Raw genomic sequence first — 13079 nt, 5'->3', positions numbered from 1 at the left:
GCTTAGGCCTCCTCAGTCACAGCGCCTTGGTCTTGCGTCTGGTGATCAAAGTAGTCCAGCAGAACTTGCCATTTAGCAAAAACCGCATCTTCTGAATAGCGCTGTGCATTCTGATAAGCTGCCGCACTGAAGTTAGCCAACCGATCTTGATCACCCAATAAGGCTATCATATCGTCGGCTAACCCTTGAACGTCACCATCAGTTGTCAATAGGCCACTCTTGCCATTGGCAATGATGTCACTAGGCCCATATTTCACATCGTTGGCAATCATTGGGACCCCATGGGACTGGGCTTCCAGTAACATCAGTGAGAATCCTTCAGCACGACTCGGCAGTAGGCCAAGCTGTGCGCGGTCATAGACTGAGGCGATGTCGTGAGTGTAACCCTTAAACGAAATCACATCACTCAAGCCGCTGTCGGCCACTTGCCGCTTGAGGGTCTTCTCGACGTCGCCGTTAGCGTAACCCCAAAGTTCAAGTCGAGCATCTGGAAACTTCTCGTGAACCTGTGCAAAGGCTTGAATCGAATGATTCTGTTGTTTTTCAGGAGCCAACCGCGCGACGTGAACCACAAGATGCTTCTGCCGTTTGCTGAATGGTTTTTGTGGGGCCGCCATCCGCTCGTCCGTCACATAACCAACTGGAATCGTAAATGCTGGAATGTCAGTGCCAAAACGGTCGACCACGTCTTGTGACTGTTCCGGTGTAGCGGAGATCACGGCATCCCACTTGTGCCAGTTCATTAAAGCATTTTGATAGTTGTTGTTAAGTGGCGAGTGAATCATATCTGTTGGATCGGCCACGTGGTCATTGTGCAGGTGTAAAACCTTGTAGGCTGGCGTCTGCATATTGAAGAGCGCCCAGTCGCATTCCACAGTTCGGTCACAAATATAGACGTTTGTTTCCCCATTGGCGTTCAATTCGTCATAGAAGAATCGTGTCAGGCCGTTCATTCCATTAAAGGTCCGGCTACTACCATCCCCATAATTCAAGACACGCCAGGAAAGATGTTCCTTGCCAGCATGATCAATCAGATGACACTTCTCAATGTGTACCAAGCCATCTGGTCCGAAGTACTGTTCCTGGACAATCTTACCATCCCAATCGAAGAGCTGTTCCAGACATTTAAAGCCACGGGTATCCCACCAAACCATCTTGAGGGTCCGTCCATTCACGTCAAAATACTGGATGTTGCTAATCTCATCCTCAGTTCCCTTTCGCAAGTAGATAATCATAAGCATCTTCCCTTGCGAGAACACCTGAAGTTGATTATCCTTCCTGGTACTGGTGGTGTTGCTCGGTAATGAAAAGTCGTTGCGCGTCAACGGCTTGGTGATCACATCTTGGCTTCCGCAAAAAAATTCAAATAAGTTCACGAAATTCTCGCGAGGAATACCAGCCTGTTTCAAAATATTAGTCAGGTCCATTGAGAAGATTCGCGTCACGATCTTAGCTGGAATACCGTTTTTACGGAAGAGATGGAGCCGGTTAATCTCCGCGTGTTCAATCCCTGATTTAGAATACTGCATGTTGTCATTTAAGAAATAATACATGAGGCGTCCTCCCTTCTATGCCTGTAAGAAACGTTGCCAACGGTTCCAGACCCGGCGTTGTGTCCAGGTCGCATTGGTTGTCTGATAAGCGGCGTGACTCATGGTCTGAAGTGCCTTAGGCTTGCTGAAAAGTTCGACAACGTGTTCTGCCATCGCCAATGAATTACCTCGGTTAACCAAGTAACCATTGTCGCCATCTACAATCAAATCCTTGGGTCCGTAATTGAACGGATAGCTGACAACTGGAATCCCGTGACTCATCGCTTCCAGCATCCCCATTGGCCCACCATCTGCAATCGACATATTGACTAAGACCTGATAAGTATCGTACTTCTGAATCAGTTCTGGATCATAGTCTTTGAAGGTCACATTGTGTTCAAGATGAAGTTCACTGACCAGATCGGTCATTTTCTTCTGATACTCATGATCACCGTAACCGTAGAGATCAAAGGTCGCACCAGGAACGCGATCATGAACTAAGGCAAACATCCGTAAGAGCTGGTCGATCTGCTTGTCTTGGGCAATCCGTCCGACGTATAGCAAGCTGTTGGCCCGACGTTCCGTTGGCGCAACCTCATCGCTGCCATCCTTGGCTAGTGGGGCCATCGTAACAGCCGGCATATCAAAGACGTTGGCCTCAGGGAAGCGTGTCCGAAGATGTTCTGCCTGTTGTTCGGTCCCAGTAATGAAGCCATCAAAGTGCCGAAAGTGTTCAAAAGCCGGTTTCAAGAAACCATCCAGGTCACCATGAAGCGGATCATCTGGTGCGACTGCATGATTGATTGGAAGGTAAATATACTTCCGCGACCCATCATCTAAGTTAAGTAGCGGACGTACCCCAGTACCAGGACGATCGCTGATAAAAGTTGTTGTCCCGGTATCTTGTTTACTGAGTTCTGCCAGGAAAAATTCAAATAAGTCATCCTGATTCTGGAAGAAGCGGTCACCTTGACCTTGATAATCCTTCAGAATTACCCGAGATACTAGTGGGTTGCCATTCGTATCGGGTACACTATAAATTTCAAGGGCTGTCTGACCAGTTGGCGTGTAGTAACGTTCTAAGACTAACTTGCCATTCTGACCAAAGTACTGGGTAGCTGAGCGAAATCCTCGCCAGTCCCACAGATCTGTTTCGATCAAATTACCCTGATTGTCCGCGTGTTCATGATAGAACACCCGACCAATGGTTCCCGGGATGAATCCCACCCGTCCGAGATTGTCATCGCCATTGAGTACTTGACTGAAGTTGGCCCCCACAACCACTTCGGTTTCTACTGGCAAGCGTAAATCATCAGTCCGCATAACCTTCGTTGGTACATTTGCTGCCTGTTGGAAGAAGTCGAACATGTTCACCACTTCGTTATCGGCAAGACCAAAAGTCGTCAATGTTCGATGTAATAATCGATCATAGATTTTCGTCACAATTTTTGCGGGTTCCTGGTAATGGTTAAACAGTTTTACTCGGTTCATTGCGGTATGTTCCACACTCGAATTCTTTTGCAAAATGTATTCATTAATAAAGTAATACACGACTGCCACCTCATTCTTCTCGACTAGTTATTCCCGTTACTCTTCCCAGGGATACTTACCTTCATCATTTTTTTCCGTGTGTTTCATCATGTATTCCGTTCGTTCATCCAACCGTTTACGAGTCTTCCGCTTATTTATGGATCGGAAAACCAACACCACGATTCCCAAGACAATATAGATGGACAACCGTAGAAAGAACTGAATCTTCTTGTAGGCAAAGATACTGGTTAACGCTAGCATGCAAGTAACTCCTCTCTAGTACTTATAGTCATAGTAATTAATCAATCCGGATAAGAAATGTTCACAGTCATCGATCCGTGTTCGGAAGTGGTCATTGCGGGCATAGAACCCCCCGACCAATTTAGCTGGATGATAGAAATACATTGCCACTTCAGGAAAGAAACTGCCTGATAGTAACTCATACTCGGCTCGATACTGCCAAACAGAGCGAAGCGTAGCAACATCATAAGGTTCCAGCAAGTCGCCATTACCTGTGGCCCGGATGGTATCCGTCATCTTAACGGCAGCCGTCAATAACTCCAACCGTGTTGGGTAGGGCATTACTTTATGCTCAATGTTCTCTAAGTCCTCAAAAGCATTTTTCAGGCCCATAATCATATAATCTCGGTTATTTCCGAAGATCCCAAGAGCCTCGTTGATTGCGTATGCAATCCAGTGATCATGATTCTTACCATAATCGTGGGCCACCATGAAATCTAACGTTTCCTGAATCCGGATCTTCACCTGGTCATCATGAGTCAGAGCATATAGCCGTGACATGGCGAAAGCAATTTCACCCTCATAGTAGATAATTCGAAAAGCATTCTTGACACTCAGATCAGACCGTAGCACATGATTGAACCGGCCGTCTGGCTGTCGGAAGGCTTCGATTCCTCTGAAGGCTTGCATGGCTTGTTTCTCGTATCGCTTCTCGTGAGTCACCTCTTGGTATTTACACAGTGCCAGTATTAGCATTGCCTGCGCCCCAAGCTTCAACTCTGCCTCACCTTCTTTGGGTTGCTCGACTACAAATAGTGCTTCATCTTTCACCAATGTTAAATGGTCAAGACCCCATTGGAGTGCATGTCTGGCTTGCTTAAGATCTGCTGGCCGTTTAGTGAAGGTAATCGCTTCCAATAAAGCATAAATCGAAGAGAAATGCCGCACACTATTATAATTACTGAGAACCCGCTTAATACTTGGAAAGTAGCCATAGACAAACTGACCATCGTCTTTGATTTGCTTTTTCAGATAGGTTTCACCTAACCCCACATAATCCGCGAGCTCTTGTTTAGGATCGGCCAATTGGCGAACTCCTAGTAATTGTGGATCGTTATCCTCTAATCTCCAAACCCGATTGCCATCGGTAAAAACACCACTGGTTGCAAAGACCCAGACACTATCACCAGCTTGGATGTCCATCGAGACATTTCCATCACGTTTTGTGAGATATTCTGTAATTGCCGCATAATTCACCGTTGCCTTGGCTGTCGTCTTTCCCACTTTGTAGGCTTGGTCTGATTCAAAGAATTCATGACCATTAATTTCCATTTCTAACAAGGCCGTTTGAAAGTCCTCATCGAAACTCACTCCCCGACGCCAGAAATTAGCTCTCGTAATTTTAGCCAACGCTATTGCAAATTTTTCTCGACTAATTTGTTGAATAGAGTGAATCGTTTCAACTCGAACCCATGAAGGAAACGCTATTTGATTTAACTGATGTTCGATCCGAATCCAGGCCTTTTTGAACGACTCAGCCCGCACAAATGTGACGCCTGCACGATGCCGTTTATCGGAAATTGAAACGACCAACGTGGCCTGCCCTGTCACAGGATCCTGCAAATTTCCTTGGTTGATTAGTTCCCCTTTCAAACGCTTAATTAACGCCTTTTTCATCTAATTTCACGCCTCCCATAAATCTTTAGTATTTTACGAGAAAGCCAAATAGAAGATCAGTTTATCTAAAGCTCATTTATTATAAACTAATGATACTATTTCTTTCGCGTATTGTCGATTAATAGCATCGACTTATGTATGAATCTCCGCAGTTTGACCTGCGGAGATCCGGTCATGTAACATCTCTGTTACACTTTTGATATTGTGTCACTAAACTGTGTGATCATCATCACTGTTATCTTGCCCATGCTTACGACCGAAGAACCACCATGAACCACCTGTTGCGGCAGCAATCGCTGCGACAATTGCTCCCCAGAACGTGGTGTGATTGTTTTCATTGTTATCAGGTGCCGAAGTTGCATCAGCAGAATTCCCAGAATTCTTGACATTGTTACCATCACTAGTCTTTGAATCCTTTGAATCTCCTGACTTACTCTGCTTATCCGAACTATCCTGATTAGCATTGTCAGAAATTCCAGTCGTCCCAGCTGCTGTTAAGTCCACTGGTGTTTCTTGACCTTGACCGGTATCACCAGCGTAACCTAACGTTGTTGCTGTGCCACCTGCAGCGCCCGATACATTGGTACCAGAAGCGGCGCCACTGTTTGAACCACCATTTGTGCCACCGCTGATACCTGAACCTGAGCCTGAACCTGAACCTGAGCCTGAACCACTGTTTCCACCATCTCCGGCACTTCCGTCGGAATCACTGTCGGAGTTGGCATCACTGTCAGAGCCTGCGTCGCTGTCGGAATCTGAATCACCATCAGCGTCTGAGCCACTATCTGAGTCGGAGTCACTGTCAGAATCTGAATCACTATCGGAATCCGAATCACTGTCGGAGTCGGAGTCACTGTCGGAATCAGAGTCGCTATCGGAATCTGAATCACTGTCGGAATCTGAATCACTGTCGGAGTCGCTATCACTATCTGAGTCTGAGTCGCTATCCGAGTCGGAATCACTGTCTGAGTCGGAATCACTATCGGAATCCGAGTCACTGTCTGAGTCGGAATCACTGTCGGAATCGGAGTCACTATCCGAGTCGCTGTCTGAGTCGCTGTCTGAGTCTGAGTCACTGTCGGAATCTGAGTCACTATCAGAGTCTGAATCACTATCAGAATCTGAATCACTGTCGGAGTCTGAGTCACTGTCGGAATCCGAGTCGCTATCGGAATCTGAATCACTGTCGGAGTCTGAATCGCTGTCGGAATCCGAGTCACTGTCCGAGTCGGAATCGCTATCTGAGTCGGAATCGCTGTCGGAATCCGAGTCACTATCCGAGTCTGAGTCACTATCCGAGTCTGAGTCACTATCCGAGTCTGAGTCACTGTCGGAATCCGAGTCGTTATCCGAATCGGAATCACTATCTGAGTCGGAATCGCTGTCGGAATCCGAGTCACTATCCGAGTCTGAGTCGCTGTCAGAATCCGAATCACTATCTGAGTCTGAGTCGCTGTCGCTATCAGAATCACTATCGGAATCTGAGTCACTGTCGGAGTCGGAATCGCTGTCGCTATCAGAATCGCTATCGGAGTCCGAGTCACTATCAGAGTCTGAATCACTATCGGAATCCGAATCACTGTCGGAGTCGGAATCACTATCTGAGTCGGAGTCGCTATCCGAGTCGGAATCACTGTCAGAATCCGAATCACTATCGGAGTCGGAGTCGCTGTCAGAATCCGAATCACTATCTGAGTCTGAGTCGCTGTCGCTATCAGAATCACTATCGGAATCCGAGTCACTGTCCGAGTCTGAATCACTGTCAGAGTCCGAATCACTGTCAGAATCCGAATCACTGTCGGAGTCTGAGTCACTGTCGGAGTCGCTATCGGAATCCGAGTCACTGTCCGAGTCTGAATCGCTGTCGGAATCCGAATCGCTATCGGAGTCCGAGTCACTATCGGAGTCGGAATCACTATCTGAGTCGGAATCGCTATCGGAGTCCGAGTCACTATCGGAATCGCTATCGGAATCCGAGTCACTGTCGGAATCACTGTCTGAGTCGGAATCGCTATCGGAATCCGAGTCACTGTCGGAATCACTATCTGAGTCTGAGTCGCTGTCGGAATCACTATCGGAATCCGAATCACTGTCGGAGTCCGAGTCACTGTCAGAATCGGAGTCACTGTCAGAATCCGAATCACTGTCGGAGTCGGAGTCGCTATCGGAATCCGAGTCACTGTCCGAGTCTGAGTCACTATCGGAATCGGAATCACTGTCGGAGTCCGAATCGCTATCGGAATCACTATCGGAATCGGAATCACTGTCAGAATCCGAATCACTATCTGAGTCGGAATCGCTGTCGGAATCCGAGTCACTGTCGGAATCGGAGTCACTATCCGAGTCGGAGTCACTATCGGAATCTGAATCACTGTCGGAGTCGGAATCACTGTCGGAGTCGGAATCGCTGTCGGAATCCGAGTCACTGTCCGAGTCGGAATCGCTATCTGAGTCTGAATCGCTGTCGGAATCCGAGTCACTATCCGAGTCGGAATCACTGTCAGAATCCGAATCACTATCTGAGTCTGAGTCGCTATCCGAGTCGGAATCACTATCGGAATCCGAGTCACTATCTGAGTCGGAATCACTATCAGAATCCGAATCACTATCTGAGTCTGAGTCGCTGTCGCTATCCGAGTCGGAATCACTATCAGAATCCGAATCACTATCTGAGTCTGAGTCGCTATCGGAATCCGAGTCGCTATCCGAGTCGGATTCACTGTCGGAGTCTGAATCACTATCGGAATCCGAGTCACTGTCGGAGTCTGAATCACTATCGGAATCCGAGTCACTGTCGGAATCCGAATCACTGTCGGAATCCGAATCACTGTCGGAGTCCGAGTCACTATCGGAATCCGAGTCACTGTCGGAGTCTGAATCACTGTCGGAGTCTGAGTCACTATCCGAGTCGGAATCGCTATCGGAATCCGAGTCTGAATCACTATCGGAATCTGAGTCACTATCTGAGTCTGAGTCACTATCCGAGTCGGAATCGCTATCGGAATCCGAGTCACTGTCGGAGTCCGAGTCACTATCAGAATCTGAGTCACTATCTGAATCCGAATCACTGTCGGAATCTGAATCACTGTCGGAGTCGGAATCACTATCAGAGTCTGAGTCGCTATCCGAGTCGGAATCACTGTCTGAGTCGGAATCGCTGTCGGAGTCGGAATCACTATCAGAGTCGGAATCACTATCGGAATCTGAATCACTGTCGGAGTCTGAGTCACTGTCTGAATCAGAGTCGCTATCGGAATCTGAATCACTGTCGGAGTCTGAGTCACTGTCTGAATCAGAGTTGTCATCAACTGCTGCAGCTACACCTGCCCAGTACTTGGCGTCACTGGCGGCAGCTGCTGCACTATCTTTAGCTGCCTTAGCTTCATCAGCCGCAGATTTAGCTTTTTCAGCGGCAGACTTAGCTGCAGCGTTATCACCGGCAACATTTTGTGCTGCATTGGCTTCTGACTGGGCTGCTTCGGCATTAGCTTGTGCCGTCGAAGCTGCGGCAGCTGCTGAACTAGCTGCTGAGGCGGCTGAAGCAGCATTAGAGGCTGCTTCAGCAATCTCAGCATTCGACGTATTTGCATTAGCATACTTGTTGGCAACATCAGCATATGAGCTAGCTAATTTTGCATACTCTTCAGCATCTGCTGCCTCAGAGGCTGCGGCTAATGCCGCATTAGAAGCATCATCACTGTCCACGGCGTTAACCGTCAGGTAAGCCCGTCCTAAATCGACAGTAACAGTCTGTCCGAGCGTCGTCTTCGCCGTAATTCTCAGGAAGTAATAACCAGCTTGCGAGGTCTTCACATCAGATAAATTCAGCGTATCTCCTGTTTGACCGTCTAACTTCACAATATCAGTACCATCAGCAGTTGCTGAATAATACCACTGGTAGGTAATCTTGGAAGCATCCCCAGTATTACCGGCACCAGCATCTGGTTGGAAAATAACAGAGTTTCCAGCATCAACAGCCTGGTCCTCAAGTCCATTACCAACTTGGATAACCTTGGAGTCAGAATAAGTTGATCCGTCGGCATTCGTGACCGTAGCGGTAATCGTCACTGTTCCCCGTGCATTTGCAGAAGTTGCACTAACAACCCCGGCATTATTAACAGTTGCAATGCTTTCATCACTACTACTCCAAGTAATGGTACTGGTAGAGTTCGTTGGATTAGTCGTCGCGACGTAGGTCCCTGGATCGGAATTCAACAGATAATCGTTCCCACTGATCGTGATCCCAGTGGCTGGGATTTCTTTATCATAAACATCAACTTCGGCTAGGTCACTGTATAGCTGAGCCCCGATTAAAATTCCATAATCAGAGTACATCTGGAATAGTAACGTTCCCTTAAAGGAATCATTAGTCTTTACGGTCAACGTGCTAGCGGTGGACATCTTCATCCCCCACCCAGTGTTGTTTTCCGCGGTGGCACTTTCCAAATAACCTTGTTTAACGGCATCGTCAGTCGTCATCCACTTACCGTTAACTTGAACATACCAGGTCACACTGGTCGTAATCGCTGCCAGGTTGATAATCCCCAGCCGTGAAGTCCCCGTTAAAGTAAACGTTTGGCCTTGCTTCGTTGACGTCATCGTTGCCGGTTGTTGCGTGTAGCCGTTGGTGATTGGAATCCCCCAAATCATCGTGGCATTACCGGAAGGCTTCTTTTTGTAAGAACTTGTATCGTTAGAATAGTTGACTGCATACGAGGCTGCTTCTGTCCCAGATGAAGCTGAAACCGTCGCGGCAGCAGCATATGAGTTAGCATCAGCTAAGGCCGAACTAGCAGCTGCGGCAAAGGAACTGGCAGCGATAAAGTTTCCGGCACTAACAGCTGAAGACGCTTGCGTCATGTAACTGTTGGCAGTCATTGCTGCGGCATCCCCAGAAGCTGCGGCTAATTCTGCAGCCTGTGCGTATTCCTGGGTGTCAGAAACATATGAGGCTCCTAAACTCGTGTTAGCCTTAATGCTGCTTGATAATGAGTTGGCAACACTAGCGGCCAGAATAGCTGCTTGGTTTGCTAAAGAATTGGCTTCGTGAGCCGCGGATGCAACACCAGAAACATAAGACGACTGTGCGTCAACGATAATCTTCGTAGCATCACTAGCAGCACTAGAAGCTTCTACGGATTCAGATTCAGCTAGGATCAGGTTTGACGCCGCATCCTTAGCTGCTCCAGAAGCTGCTGTATAATCTTTGGCATTGGCTGCCGATGTTGCGTATTGTTGTGCCTTAGCTGCATATGACGCGGTCTTGGCAGCTGCACTGGCGGCCATTGAGTTGGCAACCGTTGCACCAGAATTAAATTGTGGCACGTTGTTGTAAGCATTGTTAGCATCTTGAGCATGCGTTGCTGCTTCTGTTGCTAATGATGCGGCTAAACTGGCCGTTGATGCGGCAGTCGCGGCGTAACTATCCTTCAAGTAACTGCCGATAGTAGCGTCCTGCGTAATCCGAGCAGCTTCTGACAGCGCGTTATCCACGTTTTCACGGGCTAAGGCCGCGGCTGAGCTAGCCAATACACTGTAAGAAGAAACCTTTTCGGCACTTGCGGCTGCAACTAAGGCGGCTGAACTAGCCCCACTGTAGTCCCCAGCTGCTTCCAAGGTTGCTGCGGCACTCTGTGCAGCAGCGGTTGATTGCGCTTCAGTAGCTGCAGCAGCGGCATACGAAGCGGCGCTCTTAGATGCTGCAGCGGCAGCAGTCGCGTAAACCTTTCCGGAAACCATCTCATCGGGTTCGAAGTCTGCTAAGGAGTTCATGGTAATCACGGCTTCACTGACCGCAGTGGCCTGACTACCGGCTTGCTTAGCGTAATTTGCAGCTAAACTAGCGGCCTTCTTAGCTTGGTCCGTATAAGTTCCATTCGCATCGGTTACCACAACCGTCAGAACGTTACTTGCCTTCTTAAATGATCCCCCAGCGCCCAACACACCTTTTTTACCAGAAGCAACATATTGGTAGTAATATGTTCCGGCAGCATTTGGCGTCAAGGTTACGGAAGCTTTTTTATCCGAAACTGACGTTGAAGCCGTAGCTTGTGTCCACGTCTTCCCATCAGTCGAGACGTACCAGACATAGGTTGCATTCCCATAAAGTAGGGTGAAGTCCCCGATTGTAGCAGTCAACGTGATACTTTGACCAACATCAATCGCTGACTTATCAACATCGAAATCAGTTGAGATATCACCGGTATCATCAGTTGCGTTATTTTCCACGTTAGTATCGAATTGAACGGCTAACGAAGCTGCCTTGGCAGCGCTACTAGCAGCCGTTGCGGCGACTACCGCGGCTGAAGAAGCCTGAACGGATAACGAATTGGCTTCCTTAGGCGTTGCAGCTGTCTTGGCGGCCTGGGCAGCTGAATCAGCGGTTGAAGCGGCATTGGCTGCCGTGACTGCTGCACTACTGGCTGCAGCGGCGTAGGAACTCGATTGGTCCCCATGATAACCAGAAGCAGCCTTGGCATAACTTGCAGCAACACTCGCGGATGAAGCCGCGGCACTAGCCTTAGTAGCGGCATCTGAAGCGGCATCCCCAATAGAGATACCAACTGCAGCACTGGCATACGACTTTGCACTATCACGGAAAGCAGTCGCAGCATTGTTGTTCGCCGTGGCGGTGTCTTCTGCTAGTGTGGTCGAAGCCACTAGTGCCGTACTTGCAGCTTCATAATTTCCAGCAGCCGCTGCTGAAGTTGCTGTTGCATAGTAGGAATCAGCGTCCTTAGCTAGATTAACGGCCGTTGCGGCTGCTGATTTAGAATTTTCGAAGGCAACGTTGGCCGATGAAGCGGCAGACAACGCGGCGGAGTTATTTTTATCATATTGTGTCGCTAAGTAAGCTTCACTAGCCGCTGCTGAAGCTTCGGCTGCGGCATTTGACGCCGCGCTAGCAAGACTGTGAACCATGCTAGCATATGAACTCACCATGTCCTTGATCCCAATGGCTGCGGCAGAACTCCCCATGCTAGCGTAACTTGACGTTATCTCTGCATAGGACTGGGCTTCTTGAGCAAAGTAGTTCGCTGATGAACTGGCTTCACCGTATTTAATTCCAGCATCCGCGCCCCCAATTGATGAGTTCAGGGCATCTAAATACATGTTGGCTAAACTATTATAGTAATCGGCAAATTTGTAAGCTTGGTCCGTTTCAGCATAGGCACTCTTTGCAGCATTGTTTGCTGCCTTGGTTGCCGCTGTCGAGACAAGTTTGTCATAACTGGAAGCTGCACTGGCGGCTTTTGCGGCCGCGGCAGCAGCAGAGGCAGCAGCCGCAGCTGCACTACTATCACCGGCTGAATTGGAAACTTCATCTGATGACGTATAGAAGGTCATCCGTGAGACGTTCGCCTTCTTGGTTGTCGCAACCTTAGTAACTGAGGAGGTTACAGCAACGTTTAACGTAATATCTGTTCCAGCAGTTTCAGCCAATTTGTTAACCTGGCTTGCTGAAATGTCGGTACTGGCACTCGTCGCTTCTGCACTGCTAGTTACAACAGCACTAGTACTCGTGGCCTTTTCTGATTTTTGTGCTGAACTGCTGGCAGTCGAACTAGTGTCTGTACTTGAGCTTGAATCATCTGAAGTATCGAGATCGTCACTAGCACTCGTTGCTTCCGCAACAGCCTTTTTAGCTGCCGATGTCTGTTCATCAGTAACACGACTATTATCGTCCGTAGCATCCGCGGCCGACGTTCCTGCCGCCGAGGTTGCCGATGACTCTGAACTGGTTGTCGCAACTTGGGCACTCTGGGTCTTATCAGCCGCACTCGTTGTATCCGCACTGGCAGTTAATTGACCCGCTCCTAAAAGCGAAAAGGATGCCATAGCGGCGAAGACCCAAGTCTTCCCTGCCTTAAACATCTTATAACGTAATTTAGGATCGTCTCTAAAAGCTTGTTTCCGCATAAATTTCACTTTTAAGTCGTCCTCCTTCAACTGTGGCTCAGTTCCTAACTTTAAATAACGAGAAGAGGGTCAAAATTGTAAGCGATTTCAACGTCACTCAACAAAAATATCCGTATATGGTTTATACCTATATCTCCAAAAATGGAGGCCCCCTATAAACCACTTCTCATTCAGGAACCA

5 protein-coding genes are annotated in these 13079 nt (G+C 48.3%); all 5 read right to left on the bottom strand.

Annotation, left to right across the window (positions count from 1 at the left end; translation table 11 throughout):
• Positions 1 to 2: 2 nt before the first annotated feature.
• The 5 genes from EKM71_RS00360 to EKM71_RS00340 all read right to left on the bottom strand — a co-directional run bounded on the left by EKM71_RS00360 (position 3) and on the right by EKM71_RS00340 (position 12899).
• Positions 3 to 1553, bottom strand: a complete 1551-nt coding sequence (locus tag EKM71_RS00360) for a glycosyltransferase family 4 protein (protein ID WP_125572707.1) — start codon at positions 1551 to 1553, stop codon at positions 3 to 5.
• A gap of 15 nt (positions 1554 to 1568) precedes the next feature.
• Entirely contained in the window at positions 1569 to 3083 is a 1515-nt protein-coding gene (locus EKM71_RS00355) for a glycosyltransferase (protein WP_125572706.1), read from the bottom strand.
• A 36-nt stretch (positions 3084 to 3119) separates the two neighbouring features.
• Positions 3120 to 3323: a hypothetical protein gene (locus EKM71_RS00350; RefSeq protein WP_125572705.1), complete on the bottom strand. Its 204-nt coding sequence runs from the start codon at positions 3321 to 3323 to the stop codon at positions 3120 to 3122.
• A 15-nt stretch (positions 3324 to 3338) separates the two neighbouring features.
• Positions 3339 to 4979: a glycosyl transferase family 1 gene (locus tag EKM71_RS00345; protein ID WP_125572704.1), complete on the bottom strand. Its 1641-nt coding sequence runs from the start codon at positions 4977 to 4979 to the stop codon at positions 3339 to 3341.
• Between the two features lie 210 nt (positions 4980 to 5189).
• A complete protein-coding gene (locus tag EKM71_RS00340) occupies positions 5190 to 12899 on the bottom strand; it encodes a KxYKxGKxW signal peptide domain-containing protein (protein WP_318530865.1) in 7710 nt (2569 codons plus the stop codon).
• Between the last annotated feature and the right edge of the window lie 180 nt (positions 12900 to 13079).

The sequence above is a fragment of the Levilactobacillus huananensis genome, from assembly GCF_003946145.1.
GTDB lineage: Bacteria > Bacillota > Bacilli > Lactobacillales > Lactobacillaceae > Levilactobacillus > Levilactobacillus huananensis.
Note: the sequence above shows the minus strand (reverse complement) of the source record. Positions and strands in the feature narration are given on the sequence as shown.